Raw genomic sequence first — 18,317 nt, 5'->3', positions numbered from 1 at the left:
AAATAAGAGAGAAGGCTGCCAGTTTAAAATATTGGTAGTCTTCTTTGAGGTGGGCTTTATTCAAATACTATTGCTAAGGGATAAATGTTAATTAGGTTATAAAAAGGATATTACATTATTTGTGTGTCATTTTATGTTTGAATAAGATTCTTGTGTATATAAATTGTGTCATTATTTGTTTGTTTTGTTTAATGTTACTCTTTTTGGTTTGATTTTAAATTTAGTTTGTTTGTTTTGAATCATATATATGTTGAAAGTCAAGTTAAATTGACTGAAATGTGCTTTGTGAATGACTTAAGAACGTCTATTTTTGTTTAAAGCTAAAATGCATTGTTTTTAAATGCAAATACACAAATATTTATTAATAACTATACCACCTTACCTGAGGTGTCTTCTTTTTTATGAAAACTATAATAAATGAAATGCTTGTTACGTCAATAAACAACTCTCTGCCGGAAGGGGAGAAACTTGTTTCGTTTCTAATGGATTTATTGAATCTAAGCAGGGAATCGGCATATAGACGGATAAGAAATGAGATTCCTTTTACTTTCGAAGAAGTCATTGCTATATCTCTGAAACTAGGGCTTTCTTTAGATGAAATAGCAGGACAAGAGCAAAAGAACAGGGCTTTTTTTGACTTACCTGTTCCCAAATCGGCGGATCCGTTGGATGTGTACTCAGAAATAGTGGATGTTGCGGCTGAGATATATAAAAAAATGCAAAAAAGTAAAGAGTCGGAAATATTCTTTACGGCAAACCAGCTGCCTTTTCCTTATTATATGTTATATGAGAATTTGTCTAAGTTCTATTATTACAAATGGATACATAAAACACAGGAGGTTCCTCTCAATTTTTATTTGTCCGAATTTTCTCCACCCTCTCAAGTCTCGACTGTTCATAAAAGATACCGCTATGCGGCAACTAAGGTGAATCAGGTTACAGCTATATTGTGTCCTAGCTTTATTTTGTCTACAGTGAAAGAAATAATTTATTTTTACAGACGCAGGCTGATAACAAAGGAAGAACTCTTTCTTTTGCAGGAAGACTTATATAAGGTAATCAACAAGCTTGAAAATGACACAAGAAAAGGGGTTGATGAGAATGGTGTAAAAACAGACTTGTATTGCTCTACTTTAAATATTGCATCAAATAGTATCTGGTTTAGACATGATAATGAGACCGGAACACAGTTTTGGACTTATACAGATCCTATTACAGTGTACAATACAGAAGTTTCAAAGAGGCATAAAATGTGGATCGACTCATTATTGAAGTATTCTACACTCATATCTCAAAGTAATGAGATTCAGCGTTCAGAATTCTTTAATAAGCAAAATGAGTACGTCAAAAATATAGAGAGTCTTACACTTTAATAGCAGAGCGGAGTATATTGTCATTTTTTAGGAGATGGGGTGCCTGTGCGCCTCTTTTATTGACAAATGAAAATGCTTTATTTTCACATTTATGCTGATTATATAAAATGTGAATATCTAATTTTGGCATTAGATAAGATGAATTAAAGACAAATATAGGGATAGATATTATTATAAATAGTATCTATATGTAGAGACAAAACTTACAATATCTAAAAAGAGGATTTTTTCCTGATCTAATCTTTTATGATGAAGTATTTACCCGTCGTGTTTAGTAGTTCTTTAAGAATTGTTTTATAAGAAATAAGTAAAGGAAATTTAGACAACAATAGTTTTGCATTAGCATTGTTTGTCTTCTTATATCTGCTTTTTTCCATGCCTGAGAAGGTTCGTTGCAGTATACCGTCGTGCAGAACTATTGCTGGCTAAATTTCTCTTTATAAAACAATAACGTGATTGACAAAACTATAGAATAATTACTTACTAATTTAAATTTATGACACTACAGAGATTCTGTTGGCTGCATGGCATGTTAGTCATGCTATTACTTACGTCCGGATTGAAAGCTCAGGTTACCGTTGGGTCTAATAACTCACCGGAAAAAGCCGCATTGCTGGATATAAAGGAGAAGATAGATAAGACGGGAGGCCCGACCGTCGATAAAGGAGGGTTACTTTTACCCAGGGTAAATTTGGAAAAGAAATACCAATTATATCCTTTTGTTAGAGAAGCCGGATATAATCCCTCAAATTATGATAATTCCACTTATAATCCGGATGATATGGATCCGGAATATGCATCCGAAAAATTAGCTCATACCGGGCTTATTGTATATAATTTGGTCGCGGATGATGAAAATGAATTGTGTTTAGGTTTAAATCAGTGGGATGGTGAAAAATGGAACTGTTTCCAGGAAAAAATGGGAAATGCAATAGCTACCATAACCAATTGCGATTCTTTAAACTTCTATGGTCAGTATCAGAATAAGGTGTCATTGAATTCATCTAATTATGTGACTATACCTTTGCTTGTAACAAAATCCGGAGCTTATACAGTCACTATTATGCCGGACCCGGATAATGGATATTATTTTACTGCCTCGGGTATATTTATGACAACAGGATACTATTTTATAACAGTACCCGGGGCGGGTACGCCGATTGATTATACACCGGCGACCGGTGCGGGTAGCGATGGGGATTTGATGAAGATCGTTTTTAATGGAAAACCATTGTCTTCATGCGATCCTCTGTATGTGAAGGTGGAAGATTCTTCGAAGAAGCCTCTCTATTCGATGGATTGTAGTAAGACAAAGGTGAGAGGAGTGTATAAAATCGATGTTCCGCTCGATACTGATGAGCATTATATAGACATGGTATTAACTGTAGATGCAGAGGCATTAGGTGCTACATATATTATAGAAACCAATACTGTCGATGGTATTTATTTCAAAGCCGAAGGAACATTAAATAATACTAGTCAGCCCGTTAAATTATTAGGATATGGAGTACCTAATAGTATGGATGATAAGGTATTTACTATTACTTCGAATAGTAAGAAAACAGTAGCCACATGTAAAGCTACTGTATATATGTGTTATACTCCCAAAAAGATATTGGGAATAGGTTACTATAATACAAACTATGGATATTATATTCAAAATTCGGCATCGCTGGCGGTGATGAATGCTGATATAAACTTTGGTTCATTGGAAAATAGCACGGTAAAAGTAGAGAAGCCGTTTTCTTATAGCTATATAAAGGGTGAAACACAGGGGAATATAGATGGTGCAGGTTATATAAATGCATCAGCACTTAGTACCGAGTTGGCAAAGAATCCGGATATTGTTGTTCTAGGCTTTTTCGTATCTTTTAATGCAAATACAATACAGCAACTTACGGAATATCTGAATAAAGGAGGTGTATTAGTTATGTTCACAGAATACTATACAAGTAATGCTGTGAGTGCAGAAGCTCTTTTCCGCAATATTTTTGCAGATTCTAATATCACAGGGGGGATGAAGAATGCACGAAGTGCTGTTTACCCGTTGAGTTCCGTAAATGATGAAATATTGAACGGGCCGTTTGGCGATGCCAGAGGAAAACTATGGGGTGAAGATGCTTCACAGACATATGTTATACAAGGATTACCAGCGGGAGATATATATACTTATAGTGGTGGAAGCCGGTTAAATGCTACAGGAGCCAATATACTTCCCGGTGTCACAATGTTTAGGCATAAAACTCTAAATCTCTTCTGGGTAGGTGATGGTGGCTTTAATTCAAATCTGGGGCCGTATTACGGCAATACATATTTAGATAAAGGGATTTGTCCTTTCACTATTAATTCCTCTATGCAACCTATACCACGTGTCGATTATGGGGAATCTGCGATGGGGAATGTTAATCAGACAGTGTATAATTCTATATTATTTGGAAATATAATGGCTTAGGCTATAAAACAAGCTGAATTTAATGGCATCAATACGGTGAAATAAATTGATAAATATAAAGAAAGCCATTTCAAAAAATGAAGTGGCTCTCTTTATATTTTTAGAGTGTAACGTTATTCCTCCTCAGGAGTAGTATTTACATACTTTTCGTTCTGTAATTGCTGTTGTTGTTCATATAACTCAAATATATGATTGCGAAAAGTTGTATTACGTTGTAGTTTATTGTAGGCTTCTTTTGCCGCTTTCTGCTGGGATTCTTTCTTCGAGTAACCTGTGCCAAGGCCAGCTTGCTCTCCCATAATGATCACAGCCGTTTTGAATATAGGGGTGTTGTTCTCGTCAACGAAACTATCGATAAGATCAAAACTAACAGATATCTTTTGTTTCTGGCTCCACTCTATCAGCCTGGATTTATAATTAGCCTCTAGTTCTGCCACTGATTCTATGTTCAGATGTTCTTGTATAAGGCGCTCAAAAACAAATCGTTTTGCAGCCCTATAGCCCTGATCCAGATATATGGCGCCAATGAATGCTTCCAGTGCATTGCCATACATGTGAGTATTGGGAGTCGTATTCCTTGTCGATGTTTTGATCAGTTTATCTATACCTATCTCCAAGGCGAGTCTGTTTAATGTTTCGCGTTGGACAATCTTGGAGCGCATATTGGTAAGGAAGCCCTCTTTCTTATATTCGAATTCTTTGAATACAATATCAGCTACAATTGCATCCAATATAGCGTCACCGAGGAATTCGAGGCGTTCGTTGTTGATCCATCTGCCATCTTTAAGTTTTATAGACGATGACTTATGTAATAAGGCCTGTTCGTATAATGTAATATTGTACGGATAGAACCCAAGTATTTTGCAAAAAGATACATAAGGCTCTTTCCCTCTTTTAGGAAGAAGCCTTATACCTCGATATATCTTTTTAAGCACGTTGTTTTCCTATTTCTTAAACTTTTTGACTATCACACATGCATTATGTCCGCCAAAACCAAATGTGTTGGAAAGTGCTACATTAACAGTTCTCTTTTGAGACTTGTTGAATGTAAGGTTCAGTTTGTAATCTATTTCAGGATCTTCATCACCTTCTGTAAAGTTTATTGTCGGAGGAACTATATCGTTCTGAACCGCCAATACACAGAACATGGCTTCCAAAGCTCCTGCTGCACCTAATAAGTGCCCAGTCATTGATTTTGTAGAACTGATGTTCAGATTATATGCATGCTCACCGAATACTTCTTTGATAGCTTTTATCTCGGATGGGTCGCCTACCGGGGTAGATGTTCCGTGCACATTAATATAATCCATATCAGTAGGGTTCATGTTTGCATCCTGCAAAGCATTTCTCATTACCAACTTAGCTCCTAATCCTTCCGGGTGAGAGGCTGTTAAGTGATAAGCATCCGCAGACATACCTCCGCCAACTACTTCAGCATAGATTTTAGCTCCACGGGCAAGGGCATGTTCTAGTTCTTCGAAAATAAGACATGCTGCACCTTCTCCCATGATAAACCCATCGCGGCTGGCGCTAAATGGACGCGAGGCTGTTTCAGGCGAATCATTGCGTGTAGATAATGCAGTCATGGCATTAAAACCACCGACACCGGCAGCTGTAATAGCTGCTTCCGCACCGCCCACTACAATAACATCAGCCTTACCCATACGGATAATGTCGAAAGAGTTTATAGCACTATGGGTAGATGAAGCACACGCCGATACGGTTCCGTAATTGGGGCCGCGCAAACCATGACGAATCGAAATAAGTCCCGCTGCAATATCCGAAATCATCTTAGGGATAAAGAAAGGATTGAATTTTGGCCCGTTTTCTTCATTTTTCGCATAATAACTGACTTCTTCTTCGAAAGTCTTTATACCACCAATGCCAGCGGAGAAGATAACACCTATGCGATCGCAGTTCTCTTTTGAAAAATCAAGTTTTGAATCTGCGATAGCTTCTTCGGAAGCACCTATAGCAAGTAATGTATATCTATCGCATTTGCGCATTTCTTTCCTGTCCAGATAGACAGAAGGATCATATCCTTTAACTTCGCAAGCGAATTGTGTTTTAAATTTTGACGCGTCAAAATGAGTAATAGGTCCAGCCCCACTCACCCCGTTGATGGCATTGTTCCATGTAGTGGCTACATCGTTGCCAAGAGGAGATACCGAGCCTAGACCTGTTACTACTACTCTTTTTAATTCCATAAGTAAATATTGGAAAAAAAATTATTTTGCATTTGCTTCAATGTAAGAGACAGCATCTCCTACTGTAGCGATTTTTTCAGTCTGATCATCTGGAATAGAAATGCCGAATTCTTTTTCAAATTCCATGATTAATTCTACTGTGTCAAGTGAGTCAGCTCCTAGGTCGTTTGTAAAGCTAGCAGTATCTGTTACTTCAGATTCTTCTACACCTAACTTATCAACAATAATTGCTTTCACTTTTGATGCTACTTCTGACATAATTTCTAGTTTTGATTAATAATTAATTTTTATTTCTAATTTTGTCGGTGCAAAGTAACAGTTTTTTATACATATGAAACAAATATTTTGTGGATAAAATAGTTAAAATTGCACATTTTTTTTGTTTGTGTGCAGGCATCTTAAATTATTCTTATGACTAAAATAGCAATTTTCGCTTCAGGTTCAGGTTCTAATGCCGAAAATATAATAAAATATTTTGCTAATAACGAGACTGTAAGCATAGAACTTATCGTTTCGAACAAAGAGGATGCATATGTACATCAGCGGGCCAAAAATCTGGGGGTAGAATCTGTTACATACTCAAAAAACGACTTTTACAATACAGATAAAGTCCTTGAGTGCTTGTTGCAAAAAGAGGTCGGTTTTATTGTATTGGCAGGTTTCCTGCTGAAAATTCCGGAAAATCTGCTACAGGCATATCCTAATAAGATAATTAACATACATCCGGCCTTACTGCCAAAATTCGGAGGAAAAGGGATGTATGGAGATAATGTACATAAGGCAGTGGTCGAAGCGGGTGAGTCGGAATCGGGGATTACGATACATTATGTAAATGAAAATTACGACGAAGGAACTGTAATCTTTCAGGCTAAATGTCCTGTTTCTGTAATCGATAGCTATCAAGATGTTGCAAAAAAAGTACATGCACTGGAGTACACATACTTTCCTTTAATTATAGATAAGGTGTTGAAAAGTTAATCTTTATACTGATTTTGTAATCTTTCTTTTATCCTGCGAACTGACTTTTTGGGAACGGTTTTAGGAGTATTATCTTGCTGTTTCTTTTCTTCTTCAACTTTGGCCGGCTTGTTTTGGTTTTGCGCATTATTATTAGTTGTAGTAGTACTACTATTACTATTGTAATGTTGTTGCCTTATGGTAGACTGAGGAGGATTGGCTACCCGTTTAATACCCGGTCTGTTTATTATATAAGTGGCATTTTCGTCTGTACCTACTTTTTCATCATTTACAGTTCTGGAGATAATCCTGGTTGTTGATTCAGTGGCACTTTTTTCTTCAGGTATATCTGTTTCCTCTGTTTTTACCACACGGTCTACCTGCTTGCCATCGGCAGTGATCTCCCTTCTGATAACAGGTTCCGGCGCTTTAGGCGCTTTTCTATTTGCATCAGAAGTATTGTTTACAGGAACAGTGATTGCCGTAGTGGCTACATTATTGTTGAATAGGTAGTCATTTGTCAGATCGATAGGGATTTTTAATCTATTCAGCGTTTTATCTGATACAAGGTACCAAATCTCACCAAATGGATTTCCCGATGCAGTATCGGTAACTCGCATCTCACGCTTGATGACTTCTGATGGATAGAGTTGATTCGTTACAGAAAACGGAACCTCGAGGCCATTAATATAATAGGTCGGCTTCCCGTTAAATCCGATATACATATTGGTTAGTTCCTCGATAGAGGCATCTTTTTTCATCAGGCTGTCAGCTATGTTCATTGCTGCTTGCTCTTTCTTTTTTCTGTTCCGGTAATCTCTGGCTAGCCGGAAACCTAAAGCATCATTCCTTTCGTTGTTGATCTTCTTTTCTTCAGCTACTTCACGTAATAATCGATCTACATCTAAAGCAGCCTCCTCTAAACCACTGTATGTGGGATCCGTTTCTCCAAATATGGAGTCAACAGCTGCATTGCGGTTATTAATAAACAAGAATTTAGAATATTCATCTGTCAGTCCACCACTAGTCCTATTTACTACGCGCGTGGTATCACCTGTACTGATGATATATATTTTTTTCCCTATCTGCTCAGCTTCTTTCTTTGTAGGAGCCCTATATATCTGGGCTTCTGCAAACAGCGGGATAAGCAGTAGGAATATTAATGTTATTATATATTTGCTTGTACTCATTTGTGTCTCTTTATGCAATTTATGTATTTGATATAATAACCCTAGTTAGTATATACGCAACAAATATACAAGTTTTTATTGAAAGATATTTTACTCTTACAAAATTTAGCATAATTAGAATTTCATTTTGTTATTTTATAGACTTGCAAACCTTGATAAGGTTGTAGATATTTGCTACTTTTGCATATAATAAATCAACTATAAAAATATTAATTCATGGCAACACCTCCGTTTAAGTATCAGGAAACTTTCCCGCTTGGAAAAGATACAACAGAGTATTATCTCTTGTCGAAAGACTTCGTTTCTACAGCAAACTTTGAAGGTCAGGAAATTTTAAAAGTATCACCGGAAGCACTTACTTTATTAGCTCAACATGCATTCCACAATGTAGAATTTTTACTTCGCCCCGAACATCAGCAACAGGTTGCGAAAATTCTCGCCGATCCCGAAGCCAGTGATAACGATAAGTTTGTGGCGCTTACTTTTCTGCGTAACTCCGAGATCTCGGCTAAAGGTATACTACCGTTCTGTCAGGATACAGGTACAGCGATTATAATGGGTAAGAAAGGTCAGAATGTATGGACTGGAGGAAATGATGAGGAAGCTCTCTCGAAAGGAGTATATAATACCTTTACAGAAGACAATCTGCGCTATTCACAGAATGCGCCCTTGGACATGTATAAGGAGATAAATACAGGAAGCAACCTTCCTGCGCAGATAGATTTATATGCCGTAAACGGTAATGAGTATAAATTCTTATTTGTAGCCAAAGGTGGAGGCTCAGCTAATAAGACTTATCTTTATCAGGAAACGAAAGCATTGCTGACTCCCGGTAAACTGGAAAAATTTCTTATAGAGAAAATGAAATCCTTGGGAACAGCGGCTTGCCCTCCTTATCATATTGCATTTGCTATTGGTGGTACTTCGGCCGAAACAAATCTGAAGACAGTGAAGATGGCTTCTACAAAATATTATGATAACCTACCTACTTCAGGCAATGAAGGTGGTCAGGCTTTTCGTGATCTGGAGATGGAGGCAAAACTATTGAAGGCAGCCCAGGAGTTAGGTCTGGGAGCGCAATTCGGTGGTAAGTTCTTTGCTCACGATATCCGTGTGATCCGTCTTCCTCGCCATGGAGCCTCTTGTCAGGTAGGAATGGGCGTATCCTGTTCGGCAGATAGGAATATTAAAGGTAAAATCAATAAAGACGGGGTTTGGTTGGAGAAACTGGAAGATAATCCGGCTCGTCTGATCCCTGAAGAATTACGCGATGCAGGCGAAGCCGGTGGTGTAAAGATAGACTTGAATCGTCCGATGAAAGAGATTCTTGCAGAGTTGACCAAGTATCCTGTTTCAACACGTTTATCTTTGACCGGTACAATTATCGTAGGACGGGATATAGCTCATGCAAAATTGCAGGAACGAATTGATAATGGCGAAGGATTACCTCAATATATAAAAGATCATCCAATTTACTATGCAGGTCCTGCAAAGACTCCGAAAGGCTATGCCAGCGGATCTATGGGCCCGACTACAGCGGGGCGTATGGATTCCTATGTCGACTCATTTCAGTCGCAAGGAGGTAGTCTTATCATGATTGCCAAAGGAAACCGTAGCCAGCAGGTAACGGATGCCTGCCATAAGCATGGCGGCTTCTATCTGGGTAGTATAGGTGGTCCGGCGGCTATCCTGGCACAGAACAGCATCAAAAGCCTTGAGTGTCTTGAGTATCCTGAACTTGGCATGGAGGCTATCTGGAAAATTGAGGTAGTTGATTTCCCTGCGTTCATCTTAGTCGATGATAAGGGGAATGATTTCTTCCAACAATTGAATCCGGTTAATTGCGCGATGTGCTGAATCCGGTTAGTTTATAATACAAATACAAGAGGCTGCCCGTTTCAGCAGCCTCTTTTTATCTCCTTATTTATCGGAATATAGCCCGATGTGATTACCCTCGCAGTCGGCGAATACACAAAAATACCCTAGCCCTTCGACCTCTATTTTTGTTTTAGGAATTACGACCTTTCCCCCCTTCGATTCAACAATAGCTAAGGAAGCGGATATATCTTCGCAATTGAGGCTGATAAGAACCCCGTTTTGAGACGGGATAAAATCTTCCGCCCATGAAATTGCGCCGGAGTTTTTACCGTCTTCACCCGGAAAGAAAGCCATTTTTTCATGCTCGCAATCACATTTGCTCATGCTGATACCGAATGTTGATTCATAAAACTTTACTGCCCTGTCAAAGTCTTTGCAGGGAATTTCGAAAAATGCGACTAGTCTTTTCATAAAATTTGTTTTTAGTTTGACTTTACAAAAATAATGTGTCCGGCTTTCGGGATCTTGTAAAAAAAGGACATTCAATCTGCTACGAGAAATAATCGGAATAAGGGGTGCAGACTGATATAAATTCGGGAGGAGTATAACCGGAAAAAGCTTTAAATTCTTTTATCAGATGAGGTTGGTCGTAATATCCGCAATCGAAGGCCAACTCTGTGATATTAATATCCGGTGTGTTCTGTAGGATATATAATGCCCTTTGAAAACGTACTATACGTGTAAACTCTTTCGGATTAGTGCCCACATATTCTGTAAATATACGATTAAACTGCTTATAGCTAAGGCATGCTATTTCAGATAAAGATGCAATACTGGACTGGTGCTTGTGATTTATGGCCTTTATTACTTCCGTTATCCGCTTCCAATTGTGATTGTCGAATACCCTTAGACGGGAAATAAGTGTGGATTCTATTAGGGCAATTGCTTTATTATTATCTTTTTCATGATATATACGGTCTTCTAACTCTCTCAGAGAATTATCGTTGAAGTCACTAAACGATACGTCCATTCTATAAAACTCATTCATAGGCATCGGAAAGAATGCTTTGGTTCCGAAAGGATGGAAAACAACGACAATCATATTTACTTTACCGGTAGACACTAAATCTGTAAAACCTGTCGATTGTCCGCAAATAAATGATTGGGGTTGCATTTTATTATCGGATAGTGTGTTCATTCTGTCACCACGGTGGAAAATCATTTGCATAAATCCCGTAGGGATTACCCGCTCCGAAACGGTATTAATCCCATCTATTTCCAATATCCAATAGTGCTTAATAAATGGAGCCAGTATTGGTGAAGGTTGTATGAATCTGAAAGTTTCCATTAAGATAAATATATGAAAAAATGAAATAGGTGCAAAGTTAAGTACTTATCTTTTCTTTGTCTTGTAAAAAAAGGACATTGTGGTATAACGAATAGGGCGATAAATGATTTTATCGCCCTATTCGTAAGTAAATCAGATATTCAGATCGTTATTATAAACTACGTATTTTTGTATTGCGGAACCAGATTAAGGAGTTCCCATGTTTTCCCTGCAAACCGATAAATCCTTTTGTCGGTAGTTCGGCGAATGGTTTAGGCAGCCAACTTGGAATTTTTGTTCCATCAGGATTTGTTGTCCCCGAAGTCCATTTGCTCATATCCATCTCTGTAACTTTCTGTCCATTAAGTGTCACAGTGATATGCTGTCCTTCACATTTTATATGCATGTGGTTCCATTCTCCCGGTTTCTTTACTACTTTGTCTTTGTTTGCACCCAGATGGCCATAGATAGCACCGCATTTTTCGTATGGCTTGGCATTCTTGAAATGCTCGCTATGGTCATCGGCTATTTGTATTTCTACCGAATTGGGTATCCAGTTCTTGGTATCTGTACAGTAAACGACTACTCCGCTATTGGTTGCTTCATCTGTTTTGAATTCGAGATCAAGCTCAAAGTTTTCATATTCGGTGGTAGTCCAGATAGATTCGTCTTTTATGGCACCTAGTACTCCGCCTTTTTCGCTCCATACTTCCGGGTTGTAATTTGCGTCTGAAAGATTAGTCCCGAAGAGTGGTTTCCATTTGTTTTTGTTAGCTGATAAAACGGATAAAGAACAGGCAATTAATAAAACTGATGAGATTAAAAAGATACGTTTCATGGCATTTGTTTTTAGTTATACATTTAAATAAATCATAAGGTGAACAAATGTATCTCTTTTTTAACAATTAGATATAAGAATTTCAAGAAATTATTATCCGGATTAAATAAAAAAAGACCGGACAATTTTGTCAGGTCTTTCTTATATAGTAAAGTGATTTATTTTACTTTATCTACAATTGCTTTGAACGCTTCAGGATGGTTCATAGCAAGGTCGGCAAGAACTTTGCGATTGATTTCCACTCCGTTTTTGTGAAGAGCTCCCATCAGGCGGGAATAAGACATTCCTTCAAGGCGTGCAGCAGCGTTGATACGTTGTATCCACAGTGCGCGGAAGTTGCGTTTTTTAGCACGACGGTCACGGAATGCATAGGTAAGACCTTTTTCCCATGTGTTTTTGGCTACTGTCCACACATTTTTGCGGGCTCCATAATAACCTCTTGTTAGTTTTAGTACTTTTTTTCTGCGGTTGCGCGAAGCAACATGATTGACTGATCTTGGCATAATTTACATTGTTTTGAATGTCAGCGGCTCCCTTCGTTTGGGAACTCTTTGGTGCATACATCCGGTTAATAAATCTTTAAAACTTGCTTTTGTAAAACGAAATAGATTATTTAAGAGCTAATAATTTTTTCACCGCTTTCTCGTCTACTTTGTGAACAAGTGAAGAGTGAGTAAGATTTCTCTTTTGTTTTTTCGTTTTCTTAGTCAGGATGTGACTTTTGAAAGCATGTTTTCTTTTGATTTTTCCTGATCCGGTAAGGGCGAACCTCTTTTTGGCACCGGAATTAGTCTTCATTTTTGGCATCTCAGTTTATTAATTTAATTATTTAAAGTAAGGTCATAGACCTATTTGTTACTTTTTTATTTATATACAAAGTATTCGTTTATTCTTCGTTATTCTCTTCTTTTGGTTTGTCTGCTTTTTTCTCGATAACTTTTTTCTCACCGTCTTTCGGTTTAGCCGGAGCCGGAGCTTTTACCGGTTGCTTCTTAGGGGAAAGCATCATAATCATCTTTTTACCTTCAAGTGCAGGCAGTTGATCTACTTTTCCTAAATCTTCAAGTTCTGTAGCAAAACGGAGTAGAAGGACCTCTCCTTGTTCCTTAAACAGGATCGAACGTCCTTTGAAGAATACATAAGCTTTCACTTTTGCTCCTTCTTCAAGGAAGTTTTTCGCATGATTGAGCTTAAAGTTAAAGTCATGGTCATCGGTTTGTGGTCCGAAACGGATCTCTTTTACCACAACTTTTACAGACTTGGCTTTAGCTTCTTTCTGTTTTTTCTTCTGCTGATAAAGGAACTTTTGATAATCGGTGATTCTACAAACAGGGGGATCGGCTGTTGGAGAAATTTCAACCAAATCAAGTTCGAGGTCATCAGCTAGTCGTAAGGCTTCGTTTATGGTGTATACACCTTGTTCTACATTGTCACCGACTAAACGGACTTCCCGAGCCCGAATATTTCCATTGATTTTGTGTAACTCTTCTTTGCGATTATTAAATCTGTTGTTTCTCATTCAAAAACTGTTAGAATTCCTTTATCTTTTTTATTTAAATATTTAATTTTCAAAAATATAAATAACGAATACTTAGGATTGCTGCTCCCATGCATTCATCATTTTCTCTACTTCTTCATTCAATTGGGCAGCAAAGTTAGTAAATTTCATCGAACCTTTATCACCTTCACCCTGTTTTCTTACCGAAACTTCTTCTGTTTCTGCTTCTTTCTCGCCTACAATGAGTAAATAAGGGATTCTTTTCAACTCATTGTCGCGGATTTTACGTCCGATCTTTTCATTACGGTCATCCACCTGCGAACTAATTCCCTGTTGCTTGAAATAGCTGTTCACTCTGTGAGCATAATCATTGAACTTCTCGCTGATAGGTAATATTACCACCTGGTCAGGCGCCAGCCATAACGGGAATTTACCTGCAGTATGCTCGATAAGCACTGCAATGAAGCGTTCCATCGAGCCAAACGGAGCACGGTGAATCATCACCGGACGGTGTTTTTGGTTGTCTGCTCCTGTATATTCGAGTTCGAAACGTTCAGGGAGATTATAGTCAACCTGTATTGTTCCCAGCTGCCAGCGGCGGCCCAAGGCGTCTTTTACCATAAAGTCGAGTTTAGGGCCATAGAAGGCCGCTTCACCAAGTTCAACTTTTGCAGGCAGGCCTTTTTCTTCGCAGGCTTCTATAATAGCCCGTTCTGCTTTCTCCCAATTTTCATCGCTACCAATATATTTTTCACGGTTTTCAGGGTCGCGCAGAGATATCTGGGCTTCGAAATTTTCGAAGTCAAGCGCCTTAAAGATAATGAAAACAATATCCATTACTTTCAGGAATTCAGCTTTCAATTGCTCTGGTGTACAGAATATATGCGCATCGTCCTGAGTAAATCCACGGACACGGGTCAAACCGTGAAGCTCCCCACTTTGTTCGTAACGGTAAACAGTGCCAAACTCAGCCAGACGCAAAGGAAGGTCTTTGTATGAGCGTGGAATTATTTTATAAATCTCGCAGTGGTGAGGACAGTTCATAGGTTTCAATAAGAACTCTTCTCCTTCTTCCGGTGTATGGATAGGCTGGAAAGAATCCTTACCGTACTTTTCGTAGTGTCCCGAAGTAACGTACAATATCTTACTGCCTATATGCGGAGTCATTACCTGCTGGTAATCAAACTTACGCTGGATTTTCTTTAAGAAATCCTCCAGTTTCAAACGTAACTGAGTACCACGTGGAAGCCATAATGGAAGCCCTTTTCCTACGTTTTCGGAAAAAGCGAATAATTCCAGTTCTTTTCCGATCTTGCGGTGATCACGTTTTTTCGCTTCCTCAAGCATTATCAGATACTCGTCCAGCATTTTCTTTTTAGGGAAAGTGATACCGTAGAGACGGGTAAGTTGTTTGCGCTTTTCGTCGCCACGCCAGTATGCACCTGCCGCACTAAGGATTTTTACCGCCTTAATGTAAGATGTATTAGGCAAGTGAGGTCCACGGCAAAGGTCTGTAAACACACCTTGTGTATATGTGGTGATGGTACCGTCTTCAAGATCATTTATAAGCTCTACCTTATAGTTCTCGTGGCGGGCATCGAACATTTTTATTGCATCTGCTTTGGAAATACTCTGACGTTTGATTTTTTCTTTATTGGCGATAAGCTCCATCATCTTTGCTTCTATCTTAGCAAAGTCCGCGTCTTTTACGGGAGTATCACCAAAGTCTATATCATAATAAAATCCGTTTTCGATGGCAGGCCCGATACCGAATTTGGCATGAGGGTAAAGTATCTGTATGGCTTCGGCCATAAGATGGGCGGAAGAATGCCAGTATGCGTGTTTACCGTCTTCATCTTCCCATTTCAGCAGTTCGATCGTCGCATTTTCGTCTATTGGACGGGTCAAATCCCATACTTGTCCATTGACTTTGGCTGCAAGTACGTCCTGAGCCAGACGCGAACTGATGCTTTCTGCTATCTGCATCGATGTGGTTCCTTTTGCAAATTCTCGCACGGAACCATCCGGAAATGTAATTTTTATCATTTTTAGTTTCTATTTAATTATGCAGCTCCTACAAACAAGCTACTTTTTTGAACTTGCAAAAATAATCATTTTTTGTAACAGATGTGATATTCTGTCTATTTTAATTTAGATACGCTTTCTGTAAACGGCTATTGATGACTGGTTATAAAAAAGGTAACAGATATATCAGTAAACAGTAAACAGTTAGCAGTAAACAGTAAACAGTTAGCAGTAAACAGTAAACAGTCATCAGTAAACAGTCATCAGTTAACAACTTGTATCTTGTATCTCGTCTACTTGTATCTCTTAGAAAAAAGGTAACAAAGGTAACACTTATCACTTATTTGCTAATATGCTAATTTACAAATCTGCTAATTATTTTTTCAAAGAGCTACAAACTGACAGCTAAAGGCTACCGGCTCTTATTCTATAGATAAAATTTTTGTAAGAGATTAAAAGATAGTTATAAAAAATATTCCTCATAGAACTGTATAAAATTCTATGAGGAATATTTATCGGGAGTATTTTTAATTTATTCCGTCATACGCTTAATTATGCTATAAGCCTCCACAACGCCCATTTCCCCGGCTTTACGCATATCGTCGAGCGCACGGTCTTTGTCTTTGACCTGGAAGCGGCTTAATCCCCTGTTGTAATACCCTTCGGCAAATTCAGGATCGCGTCTGAGAGCTTCGTTGTAGTCGAGTATGGCGGCACGGTAATCGTTTTGTTTGTAGCGTATTCCCGCCCTGTTGTAATAAGCATAGATAAATTCAGGATTGAGTTCTATCACCTTATTATAATTCTTGACAATCAGGTCATACTCCATTTTGCCCGGGTCCACAATGGTTGTTGTAGCAGGTAATGAATTATCTTTCTTTATTCCGCCCAAGGTAGCCAAATCCGTTTGATCGCTTTTCTTTTCATACTCAGGTACATTTTCCCTCAGGTTGAGTTGTTTCGTATATACAACGGCCAGATTGAAGTATGCCAGCGTAAATTTCGGATCGAGACTGATTGCCTTATTAAAATCTTCGATAGAGTTGGTAAAATCCTGCACGAGCATATAATCCATAGCTCTGGCAAAATACAGGTCGGCATTTGCCGGCTGGTCGGCAATGCGTTTCGACAGGTCGTCTATCGATCTGAAGTGCTCCTGTATCTGGAATTCGTTCAGGGAAGCCTCACTGTTAGTGATTCTCAGTTTTTTAGGCAATATTGCCCGTTTGTTTATATTGTCGATAAGCTGGCTGTAATACACAAACCGGCGGATATCGTTCGGTTTTTCGTAATATGAAACAATAAACTGAGGTTCCAGATCCAGTTTGACCTGCTTGTTCTGTATGCGGCCTCTGGTATCATTGTTATATTTGCTTTTTTCTTCCTCTGTCTTATCAGCTACAACAAGCAGGTTAAATTTATCAATGTCTTTGTCCGATTTTTCCCTTGTCTTGTCCTTTTCTGATTTTTCTTCGGTTTGTCCGGCCAATATTTCTTTGTTTTTACGGCTTTCCTCATTACGTGCATAATTGAAATCCCGTTCAGCGCCTTTCAGGTCGTTTTGGCGGCGTTTGATCTCGGAACGCATATAAAATCCGTGATAGAATTCGGGATATTCCGCCAATACAACATTCAGGTCTTCCAATGATCCTGTATAGTCTCCGATATTATTCTTTATCAGGGAGCGGTTGAAATACGCGATGTAGTTGTTCGGCTCATACTTCAATACTATATCGAAATCGGCTATAGCACGGTTGTCGTCACCTACCTGTGAACGTAGTAATCCACGGTTGAAACGGGCGATTATATTATTCGGGTCGAGGTCGATAACTTTATCGTAGTCGGACATCGCTCCGCGGAGGTCATTCTTTGAATACCGTATCAGTCCCCGGTTGATGTAATTACCGGATTGAAGCGGGTCTATACGTATGGCTTCGTCAAGGTCGGCCATTGCTTTATCATAGTCCTTTTTATAATAATAGAGCAATCCGCGCATAGAGTAGGATTGGGGCAGGTATTTATCGAGCTTTATAGCCTGATTATAATTTTCGAATGCCTGCACAGTATCCCCTTTTTCCTGATAGAGGGCTCCTCTGGTGAGGAAGCCTTGTGTATAAGTCGGATAGGATTTGAGCAGTGTGTTCAGATATTTTTCGGCTTCTTCGTAATCCTTCTTTTGGATATTGACTATACCCATGTTGATTAATGCGAATTTATCGTTCGGATATACCTCCAGCGAAACTTTGTAATCATCTAATGCTCCATCATAGTTATTCTGATTCTGGCGGGCGTCGGCACGTAGCTGATAAGCTTTCGACATAAAAGGGTTTCTTTCCAGGGCCAGCGTACAGTCATCTTCCGTACCCCTGTAATCGTCGAGATAATATTTTGCAATGGCACGATAAAAGTAAGGTTCCGCAAGGTACGGCTTTGCTTTTATGGCCTGATTGAAGTATTGTATCGCCAAGACATAATCTTCGAAATAGAGTGAGTTACGTCCTATTAAGATTACACGGTCTGTATTAATCTGGGAAACTGCGATCAGGCTGTTTATCAGAACTAGTATTGAAAATAAAAATCTCTTCACGATAGATTGTATTAATCATTGAGCAGCAAATATATGAATAATACG

At 38.6% G+C, this 18,317-nt stretch carries 16 protein-coding genes; 4 read left to right on the top strand and 12 right to left on the bottom strand.

Features of this window, described 5'->3' with window-relative positions:
- Positions 1–401 precede the first annotated feature (401 nt).
- Positions 402–1,373, top strand: a complete 972-nt coding sequence (locus IR083_RS08820) for a hypothetical protein (RefSeq protein WP_044215516.1) — start codon at positions 402–404, stop codon at positions 1,371–1,373.
- A gap of 496 nt (positions 1,374–1,869) precedes the next feature.
- Entirely contained in the window at positions 1,870–3,825 is a 1,956-nt protein-coding gene (locus IR083_RS08815; protein ID WP_194223990.1) for a hypothetical protein, read from the top strand.
- Positions 3,826–3,938: 113 nt separating this feature from the next.
- Here IR083_RS08815 and rnc read toward each other — a convergent pair whose 3' ends face one another.
- From rnc to IR083_RS08800, 3 genes are read right to left on the bottom strand one after another with little or no spacing between them, the layout of a single operon-like run.
- Positions 3,939–4,760, bottom strand: coding sequence for a ribonuclease III (gene rnc, locus IR083_RS08810; protein WP_006798852.1), 822 nt, complete (start codon positions 4,758–4,760; stop codon positions 3,939–3,941).
- A gap of 9 nt (positions 4,761–4,769) precedes the next feature.
- Entirely contained in the window at positions 4,770–6,032 is a 1,263-nt protein-coding gene (gene fabF, locus IR083_RS08805) for a beta-ketoacyl-ACP synthase II (RefSeq protein ID WP_006798851.1), read from the bottom strand.
- A gap of 21 nt (positions 6,033–6,053) precedes the next feature.
- Entirely contained in the window at positions 6,054–6,290 is a 237-nt protein-coding gene (locus IR083_RS08800) for an acyl carrier protein (protein WP_006798850.1), read from the bottom strand.
- A 153-nt stretch (positions 6,291–6,443) separates the two neighbouring features.
- On the opposite strand from IR083_RS08800, the gene purN reads away from it, so the two are divergent.
- On the top strand, positions 6,444–7,010 hold the full coding sequence (gene purN / locus IR083_RS08795; protein ID WP_194223989.1) for a phosphoribosylglycinamide formyltransferase: 567 nt from the start codon (positions 6,444–6,446) through the stop codon (positions 7,008–7,010).
- Here purN and IR083_RS08790 read toward each other — a convergent pair.
- Entirely contained in the window at positions 7,007–8,179 is a 1,173-nt protein-coding gene (locus IR083_RS08790) for a hypothetical protein (protein ID WP_006798848.1), read from the bottom strand. The two genes, purN and IR083_RS08790, sit on opposite strands and share 4 nt — an antisense overlap.
- 216 nt (positions 8,180–8,395) lie before the next feature.
- Here IR083_RS08790 and IR083_RS08785 point away from each other — a divergent pair, with 216 nt between their 5' ends.
- Positions 8,396–10,036 (top strand): fumarate hydratase, encoded by a 1,641-nt coding sequence (locus IR083_RS08785; protein ID WP_194223988.1) that lies wholly within the window; start codon positions 8,396–8,398, stop codon positions 10,034–10,036.
- A 63-nt stretch (positions 10,037–10,099) separates the two neighbouring features.
- Here IR083_RS08785 and IR083_RS08780 read toward each other — a convergent pair whose 3' ends face one another.
- The 8 genes from IR083_RS08780 to IR083_RS08745 form a co-directional block, all read right to left on the bottom strand.
- Complete coding sequence (locus IR083_RS08780) at positions 10,100–10,468, bottom strand: VOC family protein (protein WP_194223987.1); 369 nt, start codon at positions 10,466–10,468, stop codon at positions 10,100–10,102.
- Between the two features lie 79 nt (positions 10,469–10,547).
- Entirely contained in the window at positions 10,548–11,345 is a 798-nt protein-coding gene (locus IR083_RS08775) for a helix-turn-helix domain-containing protein (protein ID WP_194223986.1), read from the bottom strand.
- 151 nt (positions 11,346–11,496) lie between these two features.
- Entirely contained in the window at positions 11,497–12,162 is a 666-nt protein-coding gene (locus IR083_RS08770) for a DUF1080 domain-containing protein (RefSeq protein WP_194223985.1), read from the bottom strand.
- A 158-nt stretch (positions 12,163–12,320) separates the two neighbouring features.
- Positions 12,321–12,665, bottom strand: a complete 345-nt coding sequence (rplT, locus tag IR083_RS08765; RefSeq protein WP_006798843.1) for a 50S ribosomal protein L20 — start codon at positions 12,663–12,665, stop codon at positions 12,321–12,323.
- Positions 12,666–12,771: 106 nt separating this feature from the next.
- Entirely contained in the window at positions 12,772–12,969 is a 198-nt protein-coding gene (gene rpmI, locus IR083_RS08760; protein ID WP_006798842.1) for a 50S ribosomal protein L35, read from the bottom strand.
- A 79-nt stretch (positions 12,970–13,048) separates the two neighbouring features.
- On the bottom strand, positions 13,049–13,681 hold the full coding sequence (gene infC, locus IR083_RS08755) for a translation initiation factor IF-3 (protein ID WP_006798841.1): 633 nt from the start codon (positions 13,679–13,681) through the stop codon (positions 13,049–13,051).
- Positions 13,682–13,753: 72 nt separating this feature from the next.
- Entirely contained in the window at positions 13,754–15,706 is a 1,953-nt protein-coding gene (gene thrS / locus IR083_RS08750; RefSeq protein WP_194223984.1) for a threonine--tRNA ligase, read from the bottom strand.
- Positions 15,707–16,217: 511 nt separating this feature from the next.
- On the bottom strand, positions 16,218–18,272 hold the full coding sequence (locus IR083_RS08745) for a tetratricopeptide repeat protein (RefSeq protein ID WP_194223983.1): 2,055 nt from the start codon (positions 18,270–18,272) through the stop codon (positions 16,218–16,220).
- Between the last annotated feature and the right edge of the window lie 45 nt (positions 18,273–18,317).

It is taken from the genome of Dysgonomonas sp. GY75 (assembly GCF_015234155.1).
GTDB classification, from domain to species: Bacteria; Bacteroidota; Bacteroidia; order Bacteroidales; family Dysgonomonadaceae; genus Dysgonomonas; species Dysgonomonas gadei.
Note: the sequence above shows the minus strand (reverse complement) of the source record. Positions and strands in the feature narration are given on the sequence as shown.